Genomic DNA, 19874 nt, shown 5'->3' on the forward strand with positions numbered 1-19874 from the left:
TATTTCCTTGCATATGGGCTTACCGTGGGCAATCAGTCGGCCCGAGCTAAGGGCCGTGAGCGTCCTGGGAGGGACTGAAGGTGAACAAGGCCCAGCTCATCGAGGCGCTCGCCGAGCGCCTTGGCGACAAGAAGAACGCCGCTGCCGCCGTCGACGGCATCGTCGACGTCATCGTCCGCAGCGTCCACAAGGGCGAGAAGGTCAACATCACCGGTTTCGGTGTCTTCGAGAAGCGTGCCCGTGCGGCCCGCACCGCTCGCAACCCGCGCACCGGTGAGACCGTGAAGGTCAAGAAGACCAACGTTCCCGCGTTCCGCGCGGGTTCGACGTTCAAGGACGTCATCAGCGGCACGAAGAAGCTGCCGCGCGTCACGGCCGCCAAGCCCGCCGCGGCCGCGGCGGCCAAGCCGGCCGCCGGGACGAAGGCGCCGGCGACCCGCAGCACCACCGCGCGTACCACCACTGCGCGCGCGACGCGCAGCACCGGTACCGCCACGCGTGCCGCTGCGGCAGCCACGAAGGCACCGGCGACCCGCCGGACCGCCGCGGCTGCGAAGCCCGCCGCCACCGCCACCAAGGCCGCGCCTGCGAAGAGCACCGCGACCAAGGCCACCGCCGCGAAGCCCGCGGCGGCCAAGGCGACGACCACGGCGAAGCCCGCGGCGGCGGCCAAGAAGGCCGCCACGCCGAAGGCGTCGACGGCGAAGGCCACCACGGCCGCCGCCGCGAAGCCCGCGGCGAAGAAGGCCCCGGCCAAGAAGAAGTGAAACCCGGCCGGGTGATCACCGGCCAGGCGCGCAACACAAGCTCAGGGCCCGATGCGGACGCGCACCGGGCCCTGAGCGCTGTCTACCCAACCCCCACCGCCCCAACCCCGCACAGCCCACCTCAGCCCTCTTTTCCCACCCACTCACCTCGGAACCCCGAACCAACCGGGGCCCCACCCCCACCCCTCGCGCGTGTCCTACCCCCAGAACGCGCGTGTCCTACCTTCAGAACGCGAGAGTCCTACCTTCAGAACGCGAGAGTCCTACGTTCGGAGCGCGAGAGTCCTACGTTCGGAGTCCGAGAGTCCTACGTTCAGGACGCGAGAGTTCTACGTTCGGACGCTGTGTGGAGTCGAGTGGACTCCCCGCGTGACCCGACCGGCCGAGTCCGGTGCACGACTGGCCGATTCCCAGGGTCAGGTCGTGGGCGCGGGCAGCGCGGTGGGGAAGTAGTGGGCCGAGACGAGGCGCGGCCAGGCGGTGTGCGAGTCCGAAGTGGACCACCCCGGCTCGGGCCGCCGGAACGTCAGCAGCCAGGTGCTGCCCTTCTTGCACGGCGTGCCCTCCAACGACAGACCGCCCAGGTCGGCGAGGGTGGACACGATGTCCGGAATCACCCCGCCCTGGCTGCACACGACCGGCGTGCCGGCCCCGTCGGCGATCTCCAGCAGGCGCACCAACCCGGCCTCCCGGTCCGGCCAGTACCCCTCCTCGGACAACCGAGGCTCCAGCAGCACGCCGACGCCCAAGTCCTCCGCCACCCCCTGAACGGTCTCCACGCACCGCACCCGAGGCGCGGAGTGCACCCGCGCGGGCCCCCACAACGGCAGCATCGACCGCAACCCGCCCGCCTGCCGCCACCCCGCCGAGCTCAACGGCCGCAGGTCGTCGTCACCAGGCCAGTTGTCCCGCTTGCCCGCCTTCGCGTGCCGCACCAGCAACACCGTCGCCAGGTCCGCGGGCGCCGCCGAGAACGCCGCCAGCACCGACCGGTCGGTGTCCGTGGTCACCAGCGAAGCCGCCTCGGCGAACGGCACCCACCGCAGCTCGTCCACCTCGTCGTTCGGCACGAACGCACCCGACTCGGCCCGAGCGCTGAAGTAGTCCACGACCTTCGGCCTGCCGAACGCCCGGTACGACACCTGGCACAGGTGCCGCCCCAGCACGGCGCGGAACCCGGTCTCCTCCAGCACCTCCCGCACCGCCGCCGCGGGCACCGTCTCACCGGGGTCCAACTTGCCCTTGGGCAGGGACCAGTCGTCATAACGCGGTCGGTGCACGACCGCCACGGAACCATCGCGCCACAGCACGGCGCCTGCCGCCCGGATCAACGACTCACCCCAGCGCGCGGTGGTTGCGCAGCATCTCGGTCTGGTGGTCGCGCACCCTGGTGCCGTCGGCCGGCGACGCCTCCCACTCCCCGTCGGGTTGCAGCACCCAGCACCGCGTGGTCGGCTCCAGCGCCGAGTCCATCATCGCGTCGAGCTGCGCGGTGAGCTTCGGGTCGGTCACCCGCAGCTGCACCTCCACCCGGCGGTCCAGGTTGCGGTGCATCATGTCGGCGCTGCCGATCCAGTGCTCGGCGGAACCGACGAAGTGGACCACCCGCGAGTGCTCCAGGAACCGGCCGAGGATCGACCGGACGTGGATGTTCTCCGACAGCCCCTTGATGCCCGGCTTCAACGCGCAGACCCCGCGCACCACCACGTCCACCCGCACGCCCGCCTGCGACGCCCGGTACAGCGAGTCGATGACCTGCTCGTCCACCAGCGAGTTCACCTTGATGCGCACACCGGCGGGGGAGCCGGCCCGCGAGTGCTCGATCTCCCGCTCGATGCGCTCCACGATCCCGCGCCGCACGCCGTAGGGCGCGACGAGCAGGCTGCGGTAGTGGTCCTGCCGGGCGTACCCGGTGAGGACGTTGAACAGGTCGGTCAGGTCCGCGCCGATGGTCGGCTCGGCGGTGAGGATGCCGATGTCCTCGTACAGCCGGGCCGTCTTCGGGTTGTAGTTGCCGGTGCCGATGTGGCAGTACCGCTGGATCCGGGAGCCCTCCTGCCGCACCACCAACGAGGTCTTGCAGTGCGTCTTGAGCCCCATCAGGCCGTAGACGACGTGCACGCCCGCCTTCTCCAGCGCCCGCGCCCACTTGATGTTCGCCTGCTCGTCGAACCGCGCCTTGATCTCCACCAGCGCCACGACCTGCTTGCCCGCCTCGGCCGCGTCGATCAACGCGTCCACGATCGGGGAGTCGCCCGACGTGCGGTACAGCGTCTGCTTGATGGCCAGCACGCGCGGGTCGGCCGCCGCCTGCTCGATGAACCGCTGCACGGAGGTGGAGAACGAGTCGTACGGGTGGTGCACCAGCACGTCACCCTCGCGCAACGTGGCGAAGATGCTCTTCGGCGTCTCCCGCTCGCCGAACGCCGAGTGCGTGGCGGGCACGAACGGCGCGTCCTTGAGCTGCTTGCGGTCCACGCTGTAGAGCTGGAACAGGCACGACAGGTCGAGCAGCCCGGGCACCTGGACGACGTCGTGCGGGTCGACCTCCAGCTCGCGCAGCAGCCGTTCCAGCATGTGCTCGGTCATGTCGTCGGCGATCTCCAGCCGCACCGGCGGTCCGAACCGGCGGCGCGCCAGCTCCCGTTCCAACGACTTGAGCAGGTCCTCGTCCTGGTCCTCCTCGACCTCCAGGTCGGCGTTGCGGGTCACCCGGAACGCGTGGCACTCGATGACCTGCATGCCCGCGAACAGCTCGCCCAGGTGCGCCGCGATCAGGTCCTCCAACGGCAGGAACGTGGCCGTCGGGCTGGTCCGGTCGTTCTCCACGCGAACCAGGCGCGGCACGTTGTCCGGCACCTTGATGCGGGCGAACCGCTCCGCGCCGCCCTCCGGGTCGCGCACCGTCACGGCGAGGTTCAGCGACAGCCCGGAGATGTAGGGGAACGGGTGCGCGGCGTCCACGGCCAGGGGCGTGAGCACCGGGAACACCTGGTCGGTGAAGTAGTTGGACAGCCGCAGCTGCTCGAAGTCGCTGAGCTGCGCCCAGTTGACGATGCTGATGCCGTGCTTCTCCAGCTCCGGCTGCACGTGGTCGAGGAACGCCCTGGCGTGCTGCTCGACCAGCTCCTGGGCGCGCTTGGACATGTTCGCCAGCTGCTCGCGCGGGGTGAGGCCGTCCGCGCTGCGCACCGACAGGCCGGTCTCGTCGCGCCGCTTCAGGCCGGCGACCCGCACCATGTAGAACTCGTCCAGGTTCGACGCGAAGATGGCCAGGAACTTCGCCCGCTCCAGCAGCGGCTGGGAGGCGTCCTCGGCCAGCGCGAGCACCCTGGCGTTGAAGTCCAACCAGGACAGCTCCCGGTTGAAGTACCGGTCGTCGGGCAGGTCGACGTGCGCCTCGGTGGCCGTGACGGCGGGCGGTGAGCTCGGGAACCGGGACGTCGACTCGGCCGGTTGCTGCGCCGCCGTGCCCGCACGCGTGCCGTTGCCGCCGCGGCGGGCGGCCGGGCGCGGTCGACGGCGCGGGGTGCTCGTCGCGGGCGTCGCCCTCGGCGTCCTCGTCCGTCGCTTCGGCGCGGGCTGGTCGGGAGTGTTGTCCGTGCTCACGATCAGCATTGTTCCCCAGAACGGGCGGATGCGCGCCGGTCGGAGCCGACCAGGAGGTGAACTCCGCGTCACAGCGGCGGGAGTCACACTGGATCGAGTCACCCGGTTCGCGTCGTTCCGGTTCGGGTGGCCTCGGTGGGGTCGTCCCGGTTCGGGTCGCCCCGAGTCACACCGGCCGGAGCACGCCCCGGATGTTGCCGGTGGCGTCCCGCACGAGGGTGACCCGTTGGCCGGGGCGCAGCGCGCGCCAGCCACCCTCGGCGACGGCGTCGGCCGATACGTCCACCAGCACGCCGTCGTCGCGCAGGACGGTCGCTGAGCCGTCCGGGTGATGCGCGCTCACCGTCGCCTGCTCGGTCACGGGCCAAAGCTAGCCGATCGGAGGGTGGTGGCCGATCGGCCGTCGCTGCCACGCTCCGCAATGGTCCCGTTACCGGAAGGAGTGGGCATGAGGGTTGTGGCAGGGGTGTTGACGGCGTTGCTGCTCGGCGGCCTCACCGGTGCCGTCACCGGCCAGGCTCAGGCGTCACCGGCGGCCGAGGCCGCGGAACCCGGGCGCGTGGGCCTGCCGGCGGCGGCGAAGAACGTCGAGCTGCGCGCGGCGATACCCGAGACCGAAGGCGCCATCTCCATCAACTTCATGCAGTACCGGCACCGCGACGTGATGTTCCTCAGCGGTACGTTCGGGCTCAAGACCTACGACGTGACGGACGTCGACCGGCCCAGGTTGCTCGACCACCTGACCAAGCAGGAGCTGGCGTTGCCGGGCGACGACCCCGAGCAGCGGTTCTGGGAGAACGAGGACGTCACCGTCGACCCGAACCGCAAGCTGGTGTTCCTGGCGCGCGAGCGCAGCGCGTTCGGCCGGCAGGTGGGCAGCGAGCGGCCCACCGGCGTGTACTTCGTGTCCGCGGTCGACCCGGCGCGGCTGGAGCTGCTGAGCTTCGCGCCGATGGGCACCGGTCACATCACGTCGTGCGTCAACGACTGCTCGTACCTGTGGACGACCGGCTACGACGGCACGCCGACCGACGATCCGGACACCTACCGGCGTTCCGGCAAGGTGTTCGTCACCGACATCCGGGATCCGCGCAACCCGAAGACCCTGGGCACCTACGTGGACCTCAACCGCAACCAGGGCGAGACGCACATGACGCACGACGTCCAGGTGGACGCGGCGGGCATCGCGTGGGTGGCCGGTACCGGTGGAACGCGTGGCTACCACACGCGCGGGTGGCACCGCGATCCGTTGACCGGGCAGGTGCGCGAGGCGACGCCGTACAGCCCGGTCCCGTACGCCGGCGGGGCGGCGGCGAAGCTGGACATGCCGACGTCGTTCTCGCACAACTCGTTCCGACCGGTCGGGCGGACGCTGAAGGACGGTCCCAAGCCGTCGCGTGAGCACCCGGCGGGCAGCTTGCTGCTGCACACCGAGGAGGCGTTCGGGTCGGCGACGTGCAAGGACCAGGGGCGGTTCGTGATCTCGTCGCTGGCGGGTTCGACGGGTGGCGAGTCGTGGCGGGCGACGCCCGAGCAGCCGTTCCACCTGAAGACGGTGGGCGTCTGGTCGCCGGACGACCAGGAGGGCACGCTGCCGGGGCCGGACACGTTCTGCTCGGCGCACTACTTCGACGTGCACCAGCGGATCGTGGCGTACTCGTGGTACGAGCAGGGGACGCGGTTCCTGGACATCTCCGACCCGGCGAACCCGATCCAGGTGGCGTACTGGCGGCCGGAGGGCGCGGTGTCGTTCGCCCCGTACTGGCACCGGGGTCGCGTGTTCGTGGCGGACCTGGCCCGTGGTGTCGAGGTGGTGAAGCTCACGGCGGCCGCGTACGAGGCGCAGGCCTCGCACACGAACGTGACGCTGAAGACGGCGCCGGTGACGGAGGTGTCGGCGACTTTCCGGTCGTTGGACGGGCCCCGCAAGCGGCTGCCTCTCGCGCCGGACCCGGATTACGGGTTCGCTTGCCCGATGCTCGTTGGTCGGTGCGTGCCGGGTGAGCCGTGCTGCTGATGGGTGCTGGCTGCTGATGGGGGTGGGGGTGCGGCGGAGGCGTTGAAAGATTGAAAGGTGAAAGCGTCCTCGCCGGACGGGCAGATCAGCAGGATGAAGGGGTTGGGGCGGGATCCCTCGTTGCGTTGTTGGTCGGGGTCCGTGTCATCCCGCCGACCTCCACAAGGGCAACCACACGTGTCAAGGGGGCGGTTCCAGCCTCAGGTGCGGTAGGGCTGGAAGCGCCCCCTTGACACGCGCGGTAGGGCTGCGCCAGGTCGGCGGGATGACACGAACCCCTCCTTTTGGGAGGAAGAGATCAGTGGCCGCACAGGGACGCAGTGGTGCGCTTAGCGGCCTACGGGGGTCACAACGGCGGCTGTTCGGGGGCCGAGGCCCAGGTCGGCGGCCGAGCGCAGGTCTTCGGCCGTGTCGACGTCCTGCCGCAGTGAAGGCCAGGGGCCCACGAGTGCCATCGCTCCGGAAGCGGCGTGGGCGGTGGACGAGTTGATGCCGAAGGAAGGGGTCAAGGGGCCGCCGGGGGACGACAGCAGCAGTGTCGTCCCGGTGCCCTGGTGGTCGGCGCAGAATGCACGGCCCCGGGCCGCCGCCAATGCCGCGGCCAGTTCCAGCGTTCGCAGGGCGGGCAGGTCGGCTTGCAGGGCACCCACGACCGACCCCGCGTCGCGGGACCGCAGCACCCCGAACCCGAACCGCAGCGACTCGTTCAGTCCTTCCGGGCCGGCCAGCGACTCGACGCCCAGGGCGCGCAGTTCCGCCACCACCGCCGGGTCGGACGTGACCGCCAACACACGGCGGACCGCCGGGATCGCTGCCGCGATCGTGTCCAGCGCGAACGCCAGCGCCAGCGCGGGCCGGTCGAGCCGGGTACCGACGAGCCGTGACTTGGCCCGTTCCAGCGCCTTGACCGGCACCACCAGGTCGACGTCCGCTCGCACCAGGCCATACTCCCGGATGCCGGCTGGACCTGGCCACTGGCTCGAAGTCCGACCGAGGTCTGATTGTCCCCTCCGGCGACGTGGGGAAGACTCCAGGTCCACGACGAAGAGGGAGTGCAAGTGGCCAAGGAGAAGGGCGGCTTCTGGGTCGGGCTCGCCGCGGCGATCTTCTACCCCGCCACCGCGATGATGGCGCGGCGGCGAAACGAGGGCGGAGAGCGGGTGCCCAAGACGGGTGGCGCGCTGGTCGTGATGAACCACGTGTCCCACCTGGACCCGGTCTACGACGCCGTCTTCACGCACAAGCAGGGCCGCGTGCCGCACTTCCTGGCCAAGCACAGCCTGTGGAACGTCCCGGTGGTCGGCGCCGTGATCAAGGGCGCCCGCCAGATCCCGGTCTACCGGGGCACGGCCGACGCCCAGCAGAGCCTGCGCGCCGCGCACGAGGCGCTGGAGCAGGGCCTGGTGGTGATCATCTACCCGGAGGGCACGATCACGCGTGACCCCGACGGCTGGCCGATGACCGCCCGCACCGGCGTGGCCAGGCTCGCCCTGGAGCACGACGTGCCGGTGCTGCCCGTCGCCCGCTGGGGCACCCGCGAGCTCTACGACCACTACCGCAAGAAGTTCCGCCCGTTCCCGCGCAAGACCGTGGTGACGAAGGTCGGCGCACCGGTCGACCTGTCGGCCTACCGCGACCAGCCGCAGAACATCGCGGTGCTGCGCGAGGTCACCGACGTGCTGATGAACCAGGTGAAGGGCCTGCTCGCGGACATCCGCGAGGAGCAGGCGCCCGACGGCTTCTACACCAAGAAGGCCTGACGTGGACCGGGTCGCGGTGCTGGGCGCCGGGTCGTGGGGCACCGCGTTCGCCAAGGTGCTCGCCGACTCCGGCACGGACGTGGTGCTGTGGGCGCGGCGGGCCGACGTGGCCGACGCCATCTCGAAGGACCGGGTCAACGCCGACTACCTGCCGGGCGTGGCGCTGCCGGCCAACCTGGCCGCGACCGCGGACGCCGAGAAGGCGTTGGACGGCGCCGGTGCCGTGGTGCTGGCCGTGCCGAGCCAGACGTTGCGGGAGAACCTGACCGGCTGGCGGCCGTGGCTGCCCGCGGGCGCGACGCTGGTCAGCCTGGCCAAGGGCGTCGAGCTGGGCACGCTCAAGCGGATGAGCGAGGTGATCCGCGAGGTGGCCGGCGTGCCGGAGGACCAGGTCGCGGTGGTCTCCGGGCCGAACCTGGCCAAGGAGATCGCGGCCGAGCAGCCGACCGCGACGGTCATCGCGTGCACCGACCACGACCGCGCGGTCGACCTCCAGCACGCGTGCTCCAACTCCTACTTCCGCCCCTACACCAACGTCGACGTGGTCGGCTGCGAGCTCGGCGGCGCGTGCAAGAACGTCATCGCGCTGGCCTGCGGCATGGCGGCGGGCATGGGGTTCGGCGACAACACGATGGCCTCGATCATCACCAGGGGCCTGGCCGAGACCGCCCGCCTCGGCGCGGCGCTGGGCGCGGACCCGTTGACGTTCGCCGGGCTGGCGGGCCTGGGCGACCTGGTGGCCACCTGCGCGTCGCCGCTGTCGCGCAACCGGACGTTCGGGGAACGGCTGGGCCGCGGCGACTCGCCGGCGCAGGCGCAGGAGGCCGCGCACGGGCAGGTCGCCGAGGGCGTGAAGTCGTGCTCGTCGATCCGCGAGCTGGCCGCCCGGGTCGGGGTGGACATGCCGATCACCGACGGCGTGCACCAGGTGTGCCACGAAAGGCTGGACCCGCGCGTGCTGACGGCGGCGCTGCTCGGTCGCGAGCCGAAGGCGGAACGGCAGTGACCCGTGCGACCTGGGGCGACGGCACGCGGGTCGTGCACTCGACGCCCGCCGTGCCGGGTGAGCCGTTCCTGGCCGGCCCGGTGTTCGCCACCGGCTACCACCTGGGTGGCGAGGACACCTACGGCCGGGCGCACAACCCGACGTGGCGCGCGCTGGAGGCGGCGCTGGGCGAGTTGGACGGCGGCACGACCGTGCTGTTCCCGTCCGGCATGGCGGCGATCTCGACGTTCCTGCGCGTGGTGCTCGCGCCCGGCGACGTGGTGGTGCTGCCCGGTGACGGCTACTTCGTGACCCGCGCGCTGGTCGCCGAGATGCCGGTGGAGGTGGTCGAGGCACCCACCGCCGGTCCGTACCCGTCGCTGCACGGCGTGCGGCTGGTGCTGCTGGAGTCGCCGTCCAACCCGGGCCTGGACGTGTGCGACATCGCCGCGCTGGCCGAGGCCGCGCACGCGGCGGGCGCGCTGGTCGCCGTGGACAACACGACCGCGACGCCGCTCGGACAGCAACCGCTGTCGTTGGGCGCGGACGCGGTGCTGAGCAGCGACACGAAGGCCGTCGCGGGGCACAGCGACGTGCTGCTCGGTCACGTGTCCACGTCGGACCCGGCCCTGGCCGAACGGGTGCGCGCGGCGCGCACGACCGGCGGTGCGATCCCCGGGCCGTTCGAGGCGTGGCTGGCGCACCGCGGCCTCGGCACGCTGGACCTGCGGCTGAGCAGGCAGGCGGCGAACGCGGCAGCCCTGTACGACGTGCTCAAGACCCACCCGGCCGTCACGCGCCTGCGTTGGCCGGGCGCGCCGGAGGACCCGGCGCACGAGGTCGCGTCACGGCAGATGCGGCGGTTCGGCGGGGTGCTGACGTTCGAGCTGGCGGGCGTCGACGCGGTGGCGGCGTTCCTCTCGCGGTCCCGGCTGGTGTCCGCGAGCACCAGCTTCGGCGGCCTGCACACCAGCCTGGACCGGCGGGCGCAGTGGGGCGACCCGGTGCCGGAGGGCCTGGTGCGGCTGTCCGCGGGCTGCGAGGACACCGCCGACCTGGTCGAGGACGTGCTCGCGTCACTCTGACGGGGTCCATCTCGTGGGACCCGGTTGCGTGCCGGCGGACGTGCTGCCACCCTCGTCGGCATGTCCTTCCGCGCGATGATCGGCGGGCGGGGTCACATCGACCTCCGCCTGGTCGCCAGCGCGCTCTGTCTGCCTCGGTGATCGACCCGCGTCCCGCGAGCCCGTGCGGCTCGCCACTCACCGAGCACCGAGAAGGAACCATGTTCGCCGTTCCGGAGAACACCATCGCCCTGCCCCAGACGCACGCCGCGCTGCACCCCGTGCGGATCGCGCTCGACGTGGCGGCACGGCGGGAGCGCTGGGCCCACCTGCTCCGCTACGACCCCGACACCCGCTTCGCCGTGCTCGTGGACGCCACCGACGAGCAGGAGGTGTGGCTGATGAGCTGGTTGCCCGGCCAGCACGCCGACCTGCACGACCACGGCGTGACCAGCGGCGCGTTCACCGTGGTCAGCGGCTCGCTGACGGAGGTCGTCACGCCCGGGCCGACCCAGGTGCTGCACCACCTCGTGGCCGGCCAGTCACGCGTGTTCGGCCCCTCGTACGTGCACCAGGTGCGCAACGACGGCGTCGACCCCGCCGTCACGATCCACGTGTACCGCGACGGCGGGCGCACCATGCGGCCGGTCCACTTCGACCCGGTGACGGGGACTACCTCCGCGCGCTGACGTGCGGCGGCACGTCCCAGTCGCCGACCAGCGTCGGGTCGGCCTCGGGCTCACCCCACACCGTGCGCAGCGGCAGCACGCCCGCCCACTTCGCGTTGGCGGCGACGTCCTCGGGCTCGTCGCCGGGCGGGCCGCTGCGGATCTTCACCGACGCCTCGGCGAGGTCCAGGGACAGCACGGCGGTCGCGGCGAGCTCCTTCGGCGTCGGCTGCCGGGCGTAGTCCCACGAGCCGGGCGCGAGGTGCTCGGTGAGCACGCGCAGGGCGTGCCGCTTGGCCTCCGGGTCGGTGACCGGGACGGCGGTGCCGTGGACGACGGCGGCGCGGTAGTTCATCGAGTGGTCGAACGCCGAGCGGGCGTAGACCACGCCGTCCAGGATCGTGACGCCGACGCACACGGGCACGCCGGTCGCGGCTTCGCGCAGGCTGCGCGCGCCGGTCGAGCCGTGCAGGTAGAGGGTGTCGCCGTCGCGGCCGTAGCCGGTGGGCAGCACGAGCGGCGCGCCGTCCACGACGACGGCCAGGTGGCAGACGAGGGCGGCGTCGAGGACCGCGTGCAGCGCCTCGCGTTCGGTCACGGCGCGCTTGCGGCCACGCTTGATGGTGCTGCGGTCCGTCGGTGACAACGTCATGGGACCAGCATTTCCGGTAAAGTGGCCCTTCTCAAGTGCCAATTCCCGGCGTTCTGAGGAGTCCACTTTGGCGGAGACGGCGCTGGCGGTCGTGCTGGACCGCGATTCGGCCGAACCGCTGGCCGTGCAGCTCGCGGACGCCCTGCGCGCGGCGGCGGCCGACGGGCGGCTGCGCAGCGGCGACCGGCTGCCCTCGACCCGGGCGCTGGCCGAACGGCTCGGCGTGAGCCGGACCGTGACGGCAGCAGCATACGAGCAGCTGCACGCCGAGGGCTGGATCGCCGGGCGGCACGGCTCCGGCACGTACGTGACCACGACGCCGCCCGGCGCGTTGAAGCCGCGGACCCGGCGTGCGGCCGCGCCCGTGGTGCCGGCGGACGTGGTCGACCTCGCGCCGGGTGCGCCGTGGGCCGAGGGGCTGGACCGGGCGGCGTGGCGGCGGGCGTGGCGGGCGGCGGCGGACGTGCAGCCGTTGTTCCGGCCGGCCCGGGGTGGGTTGCCGGAGTACCGGGCGGTGGTGGCGGAGCACCTGTTGCGGCACCGGGGGCTGGCCGTGCGCGGCGGGTTGCGGGAGGAGTCGGTGCTGGCGACCGGCGGCACCACGGCGGCGTTGGTGGAGCTGGGGTCGGCCGTGCTGCGGCCCGGGGACGCGGTGGCCGTGGAGGAGCCGGGGTACCAGCGGGCGGTGTGGGCGTTGCGGTCGGCCGGGGTGAAGGTCGTGCAGGCGCCCGTGGACGCGGAGGGGCTGTTGGTGGAGGCCGTGCCGCCGGGCGTGCGTGGCGTGTACTGCTCGCCCGCGCACCAGTACCCGATGGGCGGTCGCATGTCGGCGGCGCGGCGGGTGGCGTTGGTGGAGCGGGCGCGGGCGGAGGGGTGGCTGGTCGTCGAGGACGACTACGACGGCGAGCTGCGGTACGACGTGGCGCCGTTGCCGTTGTTGGCGGCGTTGACGCCGGACGTGGTGGTGCACCTGGGCACCACCAGCAAGATCCTCACCCCGACGCTCGGCGCGGGGTGGATGGTCGCGCCCGAGCCGATCGCGGCCGAGGTCCTGGCGCACCGCGACCGGACCGGCACCGGCCCGTCCGCGGCGGGCCAGCGGATCCTGGTCGAGCTGGCGCGCAACGGCGACCTGGGCCGGCACCTGCGCAAGCTGCGGCGTGAGCTGTCCGAGCGCCGGGCCCTGCTGTCCGCGGCGTTCGGCGACGCCGGGATCCCCGTGCTGGGCGACGACGCGGGCGCGCACATCGTGGTGCCGCTGCCGTCCGCGCAGGCCGAGCGGGACGTGCTGGCCGAGGCGCACGACCGCGGCCTGCGGCTGGACGGGCTCGGCCGCCACCACGCCGGCCGGCCGAAGGTGCACGGTGCCGCGATCGGCTACAGCGCCTGCTCCCGCGACCAGCTGACCGCCGCGATCCCCGACCTGATCCGGATCATCGCCACCCGTGCCGAACCGTCCTGAGCGTTCAACTCGGGGTACCTGAACGTAGGACTCTCGCGTTCCGAACGTAGGACTCGCGCGAGAGTCGTACGTTCAGGTACTGAGTTCTACGCTCGGGTGTGCGGAGATCGCGGGTTACGCCATCCGGGTAGGGTCCGAACCATGACACAGCGCAAGACCAAGGTCGCCGTGGTGTTCGGCGGGCGCAGCAGCGAGCACATGGTCTCCTGCCTGTCCGCCGGCAGTGTCCTCCCGCACCTGGACCGGGACCGGTTCGACGTCGTGCCGGTGGGCATCACCGAGACGGGCGCGTGGGTGATCGGCGCCGACGACACCAGGGCGCTCGAAGTGCGGGACCGGCAGCTGCCCACCGTCCACGCGCTGGTCCCAGTGTCCGGCAGCGAACTGGTGCCGGTGGCGCCCGGCGACGTGCTGGCCGACGTGGACGTCGTGTTCCCCGTGCTGCACGGCGCGTGGGGCGAGGACGGCACCATCCAGGGCCTGCTGGAACTGGCGGACCTCCCGTACGTGGGACCGGGTGTGCTGGCCAGCGCGGTCGCCATGGACAAGGAGTTCACCAAGCGCCTGCTCAAGGGCGCGGGCCTGCCGGTCGGCGAGTTCGCCGTGCTGCGCCGCGACCAGGACACGCTGTCGGAGGCCGACCGGGAACGCCTGGGGCTGCCCGTCTTCGTCAAGCCCGCGCGCGCCGGGTCGTCCGTGGGCATCTCGAAGGTCGTGGACTGGGCCCACCTGGACAGCGCGATCGCGTTGGCGCGCAAGACCGACCCGAAGGTGATCATCGAGGGCGCCGTCTCCGGCCGCGAGGTCGAGTGCGGCGTGCTGGAGTTCCCCGACGGCCGCGTCGAGGCGTCGCTGCCCGCCGAGCTGCGCATCGTCGGCGGCCAGGTCGACTGGTACGACTTCGACGCCAAGTACCTCGACGACGTGTGCGAGTTCGACATCCCGGCCAAGCTGGACGCCCACGTCACCCGCGACCTGCGCGAGATGGCCGTCACCGCGTTCCGCGCGCTGGACTGCCAGGGCCTGGCCCGGGTCGACTTCTTCGTCACCGACTACGACGAGCTCGTGGTCAACGAGGTCAACACCATGCCCGGCTTCACGCCGATCTCGATGTACCCGCGGATGTGGGCGGAGACGGGCGTGGACTACCCGAGCCTGCTGACCACGTTGGTCGAGACCGCGATCGCCCGCGGCACGGGCCTGCGCTGACCGCGAGCCGGCCGACCCGCTAACCCCTGGTGTCCACGGGGCCCTTGGCGAGGGTGTCTCGGATCGTGGTCGAGATGTCCTGCAAGGGCCCCGTGCCCGCGTCCGACGGCACGGTCAGCGCCACGTACACCGGCCGGTCCACCACGTACCAGGTGGCCGAGCCGCCCTCGGGCACCTCCAACCACTGCACGTCCGAGATGACCCGCAGCTGGGAGGTCGGGGTGAGGTCGCCGGGCCGGTCCAGGCCGCACCGCAGCACGACGGGCTCGTGCCGCGCGTCGCCCCACGCCATCGCGCCCGCGGGCGCCGGCGAGGCCAGCTCACGGCGCGGCAACGTGGCGCCGTTGGACACCAGCTGCATCGGCAGGGCGCTCAGCAGCGCCTTGCACTCGTCCGACTCGGCCTTGGGTGCGGGCACCGGTACCAGCGCCACGGGCCCGGAGTGGACGGCCGACGGGTCGGCGGGGTCGTCCTTGCCCCCGGCGCCGAGGAAGAGGCCCACGGCCGCCACCGCCGCCGCGAGCAACGCCGGCAGCCCGAGGGCGACGGCGAGCAGCGGACGCGGGAGCAGCGACGCGGGTTCCGGTTCCTGTGCCACCCGGTTATGACAACACGTGCCTACAGGTGGACCACAGGGCAGGTCAGCGTTCGCGTGATGCCCTCCACGTTCTGGATGCGGGCGACCACGAGCTGTCCCAACTGGTCGACGGTGTCGGCCTCGGCGCGGACGATGACGTCGTACGGTCCGGTGACGTCCTCCGCGGTGGCCACACCGGGGATGCCGGAGATCTCCGCCGCAACGGCGGCTGCCTTCCCGACCTCGGTCTGGATGAGGATGTATGCGTGCACCACGGCGTGCCCCTTCGTCGCGACAGGTTAGGTCGGGGTAGGAACGTGCACAGCAACGTACCCCAGTTGGGGTTCCGAATGCTCAGAACGGGAGGCAATCTTGCGTCCGGAGCCGCCGCGCAACGCGGACACGGTCGCTGAGGTGGGTGAGTTCGGTCTCATCCGCCGGGTGACGGCAGGTCGGACGCAGCCGCCCACCACCCTGCTCGGGCCGGGTGACGACGCGGCTGTCGTCGCGGCGCCCGACGGTCGCGTGGTGGTGTCCACCGACGTGCTGGTCGAAGGTGTCCACTTCAGACTCGACTGGTCCTCCCCGGAGCAGGTGGGGCGCAAGGCGGCGGCGGTGAACCTGGCCGATGTCGTGGCCATGGGCGCGATGCCGACGGCCCTGCTGATCGGCTTGGCCTGCCCGTCCGACACGCCGTCCGCCGTGGTCGAGGGGATCACCGCCGGCCTGTGGCAGGAGGCCACCGTCGCCGGCGCGGGCGTGGTCGGGGGCGACATGGTGTCGTCCGCGACACTGGTGATCTCCGTTACGGCGCTGGGCGACATGGGCGGTCTGGAGCCCATCACCCGATCCGGTGCGCAAGTGGGTGATGTCGTCGCGGTGTGCGGACGGCTCGGCTGGGCGGCGGGCGGACTGGCCGTGCTGCAGCGCGGGTTCCGGTCGCCGGTCGCGGTCGTCGGCGCCCAGCGGAACCCCGAACCCCCGTACGCCGCCGGACCGCAGGCGGCCGCGGCGGGCGCGACGGCGATGATCGACGTGTCCGACGGCCTGCTGGCCGACCTGGGGCACATCGCCGACGAGTCGGGCATCGGCATCGACATCCGGACCGAGCTGCTGGAGGTGCACCCGCGGCTGATCGACGTCGCCGCGGCGCTCGGCGCGGACGCCCGGCACTGGGCGCTGACCGGTGGCGAGGACCACGCGCTCGCGGCCACGTTCCCCGAACCGGCGGCGGTGCCCGAGGGGTGGCGCACCATCGGCACGGTCCGCCACGGCAGCGGGGTGACCGTCGACGGCAGGGCGTACGAGAAACCCGCTGGATGGGAGCACTGGCGCTAGGTAGCCTGACGAGTGTGGAACTATGCACGCTCGCGTATGACCATCCAGACTCGGTCAAGTTGATCGCCGACATCCAGCAGGTCTACCTGGACCGCTACGGCGAGGTCGACGTCACGCCGGTCGACCCGGCGGAGTTCGCCGCGCCCCTGGGGCACTTCGTGGTCGGCTACGTCGACGGCGACCCGGTGGCGTGCGGCGGCTGGCGAGCGCACGACGTGGCGGACGCCTCGCTGCGACCCGGTGACGCCGAGATCAAGCGCATGTACGTGGCGGAGGCCGTGCGGGGGCGGGGCCTGGCGCGGCTGGTGCTGGCCTCGCTGGAGTCGGCGGCGCGGGCGGCCGGCCGCAAGCGGATGGTGCTGGAGACCGGGTTGCGCCAGCCCGAGGCGATCGGGTTGTACCAGGCCAACGGATACGCGCGCATCGACAACTTCGGTGTGTACCGGCATCATCCGGAAAGCCTTTGCTTCGCGAAGGGACTGTAGGGCCGGGAGGGACCGCGATGGCGATCTACGCGTTGGGCGACTTCGAGCCGGTGATCCACCCGGACGCCTACGTGCACCCCGACGCGACGGTGATCGGCGACGTCCGGATCGGCGCGCACGCGTCCGTGTGGCCGCAGGCCGTGCTGCGCGGTGACTACGGGCGCATCGAGGTCGGCACGCGGACGTCGATCCAGGACGGCACGGTCGTGCACTGCACGGACGTCCACCCGACGTTGATCGGCGCGGAGTGCGTGATCGGGCACAACGTGCACATCGAGGGCGCGACGATCGCCGACCGGTGCCTGATCGCCTCCGGGTCGGTGGTGCTCAACGGGTCCGTGGTGGAGACGGGCGCGATCGTGGGCGCGGGCGCGGTGGTGTCGTTCGAGGGGCACGTGCCGGCGCGGTCGATGGCGCTCGGCGTGCCCGCGAAGGTGCGCGAGGGGTACGTCGTGCCGGACGGCGCCTGGCAGTTCGCGGTCGACAAGTACGTGGCCAACATCTTGCTGTACCGCAAGGAACTGCGGCGCCTGGACTGAGATAGGGTCCCGCCGTGGCACGTCCGCTTGAGGAAATCATGGAAGCAGGCTGGGCCGCGGCACTCGCGCCCGTGGCCGACCGGATCGCCGCGATGGGCGAGTTCCTGCGGGCGGAGGTCGCCGCCGGGCGCACCTACCTGCCGGCCGGGGAGAACGTGCTGCGGGCGTTCCAGCAGCCGTTCCACGCCGTGCGCGTGCTGATCGTCGGCCAGGACCCGTACCCGACGCCGGGGCACGCGGTCGGTCTGAGCTTCTCGGTGTCGCCGGAGACCCGACCCGTCCCGAAGAGCCTGGTCAACATCTACACCGAGTACATGTCCGACCTCGGGCACCCGAAGCCCGCCAACGGCGACCTGACCCCGTGGGCCGAGCGGGGCGTGCTGCTGCTCAACCGCGCGTTGACGGTGCAGCCGGGCAAGTCCAACTCCCACCGCAACAAGGGCTGGGAGCCGGTGACCGAGCAGGCGATCAAGGCGCTGGCGGAGCGGGACGCACCGCTGGTCGCGATCCTGTGGGGCAGCCAGGCGCGTGCCCTCAAGCCGCTGCTGGGCGCGGACCGCTGCGTCGAGTCGGTCCACCCGAGCCCCCTGTCGGCGGCGGGCGGCTTCTTCGGCTCCCGGCCGTTCAGCAAGGCCAACGAGCTGCTCGTGCGGCAGGGTGCCGAGCCGGTCGACTGGAAGCTGCCCTGAAGCCGAACCGCTGAAGTCGAACGGCCGTCACGCACGAACCCCAGTCACGCCGAAAGGCCCCCCGGGACGAGTCCCGGGGGGCCTTTCGACAAGCTCAGGCGCGGGTCATCAGCCGCGCACCACCTTGCCCGCCTTCAGGCACGAGGTGCACACGTTCAGCCGCTGCCGCGTCGAAGAGGACACCTTCGCGCGCACGGTCTGAATGTTCGGGTTCCACCGGCGGTTCGTCTTCCGGTGGGAGTGCGAGACAGAATGGCCGAAGCCCGGCCCCTTGCCACAGACGTCGCACACGGCAGCCACGTCAGCCACTCCTTAAGGTTCCTGATCGATACTCACGCCCCGGCGGGCGCGCAAGCGTGCACAAGCCTCAGCCGGGCATGGCAACCCAGACAGGGTAGCCGGTGGCGCGTTCTGCCACCAAACCGGGTCGAATACGCTCGCCGGCATGCAGGCACTCGATGCGGTCGCGGTGCGCCAGTGGGCGGACGCCTGTGTGCGGTCCCTGGACGCCAACCGGGAGGACATCGATCGCATCAACGTGTTCCCCGTGCCGGACGGCGACACCGGGACCAACCTGCTCCAGACCATGCGCTCGGCGTTGGACGCGCTGCTCAGGACACCGGTGGACACGGTGGGGGCGGCGTTGGCGGCGCTCGCGCGCGGCGCGCTGGCAGGGGCTCGCGGCAACTCCGGGGTGATCCTCTCGCAGGTGCTGCGCGGGTTGGCCGAGGCCGCGCAGGGCGCCTCGACGGCGTCCGGCACGTCGTTGCGGCGGGCGCTGCACCGGGCCGACGAACTGGCCACCGCCGCCGTCTCGAAGCCGGTGCCGGGAACCGTGCTGTCCGTGCTGCACGCGGCGGCCGAGGCCGCTCGCGACTGCACGTCCGACGAGCTGGACGACGTGGTGACGGCCGCCGCGAAGGCGGGCGCCGAGGCGTTGGCCGACACGCCCCGCCAGCTGGCCGTGCTGGCCCGCGCCGGAGTGGTGGACGCGGGCGGGCGGGGGCTGGTCGTGCTGCTGGACGCGTTGGCGGCGGTGATCACCGGACGCGAGGTGCAGGACGCGCCGGTGGTCGTCACGGTGCCGCGCGACTCCCTCACCACCGCGCGCGAGGCCGGGTCGTCCGAGTTCGAGTACGAGGTCATGTACCTGCTCGACGGCCCTCCCGGCGGCGAGGCCGGGGTCGAGGTGCTGAAGGACGAGCTGCTGGCGATCGGTGACTGCGTGTCCGCGGTCGGCGACGGGAACGGCCTGTGGACCGTGCACGTGCACTGCAACGACATCGGCGCGGCCGTCGAGGCGGGCATCCGGGCCGGTCGGCCGCACCGGATCACGGTGGCCAGGTTCGCCGACCAGATCGCCGCCCAGGCGCCCCGGTTCGTGCGCGACCGGGCGATCGTCGTGCTGGTCGAGGGCGAGGGCGCGGCCGAGCTGTTCCGCTCCGAGGGCGCGGTGGTGTTCGAGCCGGGCGACGACGTGACGGCGGCCGACCTGCTGGCCGTGGTGGTGAGCACGCGGGCGCGGCAGGTGACCGTGCTGCCCGGCGACCCGACCTGGCGCGAACCGCTGGACGAGGCCGTCACGCAGGCCGTCGCCGCGGGTCAGGACGTCGTGGTGGTGCCGACGTTCTCGCCGGTGCAGGCGTTGGCCGCGCTGGCCGTGCACTCGCCGTCCCGCCGTGCCGGTGACGACGTGGTGGCCATGGCGGAGGCCGCGGCGGCCACCCGGCGCGGCGAGGTCGCGGTGTCCGACCGGGAGGCCATCACCTGGGTCGGCCGGTGCCGTCCCGGCGACCTGCTCGGCATGGTGGACGGCGAGGTCGTGCTGGTCGAACCGGCCGCGGCGCACGTCGGCGACCTGGCCTGCCGGCTGGTCGACCGGATGCTCGCCAGCGGCGGCGAGCTGGTGACCGTGCTGTTGGGGCGGGCCGCCCCGGACGGGGTCGAACGGGTGCTGGAAGATCACCTGCGCGTCGTCCACCCGGAGGTGGAGCTGGCCGCCTACCAGGGCGGACAGCGCGACGCGCTGCTGGTTGTCGGTGTCGAGTAGTTG

Annotated in this window: 21 protein-coding genes; 13 read left to right on the forward strand and 8 right to left on the reverse strand. The window is 72.3% G+C overall.

The genetic code is table 11. The annotated features are described in order from the left end of the window. The first annotated feature begins 80 nt into the window (after nt 1-80). Nucleotides 81-767: an HU family DNA-binding protein gene (locus ACYVLT_RS20105; protein ID WP_461121720.1), complete on the forward strand. Its 687-nt coding sequence runs from the start codon at nt 81-83 to the stop codon at nt 765-767. A 416-nt stretch (nt 768-1183) separates the two neighbouring features. Here the strand turns inward: ACYVLT_RS20105 and ACYVLT_RS20110 are convergent, their stop codons facing one another. The 3 genes from ACYVLT_RS20110 to ACYVLT_RS20120 form a co-directional block, all read right to left on the reverse strand. Beyond that, entirely contained in the window at nt 1184-2095 is a 912-nt protein-coding gene (locus tag ACYVLT_RS20110; protein ID WP_461122253.1) for an NUDIX hydrolase, read from the reverse strand. A gap of 7 nt (nt 2096-2102) precedes the next feature. Further along, a complete protein-coding gene (locus ACYVLT_RS20115) occupies nt 2103-4385 on the reverse strand; it encodes an RNA degradosome polyphosphate kinase (RefSeq protein WP_461121721.1) in 2283 nt (760 codons plus the stop codon). A 157-nt stretch (nt 4386-4542) separates the two neighbouring features. Then, on the reverse strand, nt 4543-4737 hold the full coding sequence (locus tag ACYVLT_RS20120) for a hypothetical protein (RefSeq protein ID WP_461121722.1): 195 nt from the start codon (nt 4735-4737) through the stop codon (nt 4543-4545). 87 nt (nt 4738-4824) lie between these two features. Between ACYVLT_RS20120 and ACYVLT_RS20125 the strand changes: the two genes are divergently transcribed. Further along, entirely contained in the window at nt 4825-6393 is a 1569-nt protein-coding gene (locus tag ACYVLT_RS20125; protein WP_461121723.1) for an LVIVD repeat-containing protein, read from the forward strand. Nucleotides 6394-6722: 329 nt separating this feature from the next. Here the strand turns inward: ACYVLT_RS20125 and cofC are convergent, their stop codons facing one another. Then, nucleotides 6723-7331 (reverse strand): 2-phospho-L-lactate guanylyltransferase, encoded by a 609-nt coding sequence (gene cofC, locus ACYVLT_RS20130; RefSeq protein ID WP_461121724.1) that lies wholly within the window; start codon nt 7329-7331, stop codon nt 6723-6725. 120 nt (nt 7332-7451) lie between these two features. On the opposite strand from cofC, the gene ACYVLT_RS20135 reads away from it, so the two are divergent. The 4 genes from ACYVLT_RS20135 (at nt 7452) to ACYVLT_RS20150 (ending at nt 10891) form a co-directional block, all read left to right on the forward strand. Beyond that, on the forward strand, nt 7452-8153 hold the full coding sequence (locus ACYVLT_RS20135; RefSeq protein ID WP_461121725.1) for a lysophospholipid acyltransferase family protein: 702 nt from the start codon (nt 7452-7454) through the stop codon (nt 8151-8153). Nucleotide 8154: 1 nt separating this feature from the next. After that, nucleotides 8155-9159 carry an NAD(P)H-dependent glycerol-3-phosphate dehydrogenase gene (locus ACYVLT_RS20140; protein ID WP_461121726.1) on the forward strand — a complete coding sequence of 335 codons (1005 nt, stop codon included), beginning with the start codon at nt 8155-8157 and terminating at the stop codon, nt 9157-9159. Continuing rightward, nucleotides 9156-10223 carry a cystathionine gamma-lyase gene (locus ACYVLT_RS20145; protein WP_461121727.1) on the forward strand — a complete coding sequence of 356 codons (1068 nt, stop codon included), beginning with the start codon at nt 9156-9158 and terminating at the stop codon, nt 10221-10223. The genes ACYVLT_RS20140 and ACYVLT_RS20145 overlap by 4 nt, the downstream gene beginning before the upstream one ends. A 200-nt stretch (nt 10224-10423) precedes the next feature. Beyond that, entirely contained in the window at nt 10424-10891 is a 468-nt protein-coding gene (locus ACYVLT_RS20150; protein WP_461121728.1) for a cysteine dioxygenase, read from the forward strand. Here the strand turns inward: ACYVLT_RS20150 and ACYVLT_RS20155 are convergent. Continuing rightward, nucleotides 10875-11522, reverse strand: coding sequence for a pyridoxamine 5'-phosphate oxidase family protein (locus ACYVLT_RS20155; RefSeq protein WP_461121729.1), 648 nt, complete (start codon nt 11520-11522; stop codon nt 10875-10877). The genes ACYVLT_RS20150 and ACYVLT_RS20155 overlap by 17 nt on opposite strands. A gap of 67 nt (nt 11523-11589) precedes the next feature. Between ACYVLT_RS20155 and pdxR the strand changes: the two genes are divergently transcribed. Further along, nucleotides 11590-12984 (forward strand): MocR-like pyridoxine biosynthesis transcription factor PdxR, encoded by a 1395-nt coding sequence (gene pdxR, locus ACYVLT_RS20160; RefSeq protein WP_461121730.1) that lies wholly within the window; start codon nt 11590-11592, stop codon nt 12982-12984. A gap of 141 nt (nt 12985-13125) precedes the next feature. Beyond that, nucleotides 13126-14193 carry a D-alanine--D-alanine ligase family protein gene (locus ACYVLT_RS20165; protein ID WP_461121731.1) on the forward strand — a complete coding sequence of 356 codons (1068 nt, stop codon included), beginning with the start codon at nt 13126-13128 and terminating at the stop codon, nt 14191-14193. A 19-nt stretch (nt 14194-14212) separates the two neighbouring features. On the opposite strand, the gene ACYVLT_RS20170 is transcribed toward ACYVLT_RS20165, so the two are convergent. Further along, nucleotides 14213-14791, reverse strand: coding sequence for a DUF3515 domain-containing protein (locus ACYVLT_RS20170; RefSeq protein ID WP_461121732.1), 579 nt, complete (start codon nt 14789-14791; stop codon nt 14213-14215). A 20-nt stretch (nt 14792-14811) separates the two neighbouring features. Further along, entirely contained in the window at nt 14812-15045 is a 234-nt protein-coding gene (locus ACYVLT_RS20175; RefSeq protein ID WP_015104517.1) for an Lrp/AsnC family transcriptional regulator, read from the reverse strand. A 97-nt stretch (nt 15046-15142) separates the two neighbouring features. On the opposite strand from ACYVLT_RS20175, the gene ACYVLT_RS20180 reads away from it, so the two are divergent. Genes ACYVLT_RS20180 through ACYVLT_RS20195 form a run of 4 tightly spaced genes read left to right on the forward strand, consistent with a single transcriptional unit; the run spans nt 15143 to nt 17821 of the window. Continuing rightward, complete coding sequence (locus ACYVLT_RS20180) at nt 15143-16108, forward strand: thiamine-phosphate kinase (protein WP_461121733.1); 966 nt, start codon at nt 15143-15145, stop codon at nt 16106-16108. Further along, nucleotides 16090-16593 carry a GNAT family N-acetyltransferase gene (locus tag ACYVLT_RS20185; protein WP_461121734.1) on the forward strand — a complete coding sequence of 168 codons (504 nt, stop codon included), beginning with the start codon at nt 16090-16092 and terminating at the stop codon, nt 16591-16593. The genes ACYVLT_RS20180 and ACYVLT_RS20185 overlap by 19 nt, the downstream gene beginning before the upstream one ends. A 17-nt stretch (nt 16594-16610) precedes the next feature. Further along, nucleotides 16611-17132, forward strand: coding sequence for a gamma carbonic anhydrase family protein (locus tag ACYVLT_RS20190; protein WP_461121735.1), 522 nt, complete (start codon nt 16611-16613; stop codon nt 17130-17132). A gap of 14 nt (nt 17133-17146) precedes the next feature. After that, nucleotides 17147-17821, forward strand: coding sequence for a uracil-DNA glycosylase (locus ACYVLT_RS20195; RefSeq protein WP_461121736.1), 675 nt, complete (start codon nt 17147-17149; stop codon nt 17819-17821). Nucleotides 17822-17929: 108 nt separating this feature from the next. On the opposite strand, the gene rpmB is transcribed toward ACYVLT_RS20195, so the two are convergent. After that, entirely contained in the window at nt 17930-18121 is a 192-nt protein-coding gene (gene rpmB / locus ACYVLT_RS20200) for a 50S ribosomal protein L28 (protein WP_033437952.1), read from the reverse strand. A 145-nt stretch (nt 18122-18266) separates the two neighbouring features. Here rpmB and ACYVLT_RS20205 point away from each other — a divergent pair, with 145 nt between their 5' ends. Then, nucleotides 18267-19871 (forward strand): DAK2 domain-containing protein, encoded by a 1605-nt coding sequence (locus ACYVLT_RS20205; RefSeq protein ID WP_461121737.1) that lies wholly within the window; start codon nt 18267-18269, stop codon nt 19869-19871. Nucleotides 19872-19874: the final 3 nt, after the last annotated feature.

The organism is Saccharothrix stipae, from assembly GCF_054781895.1.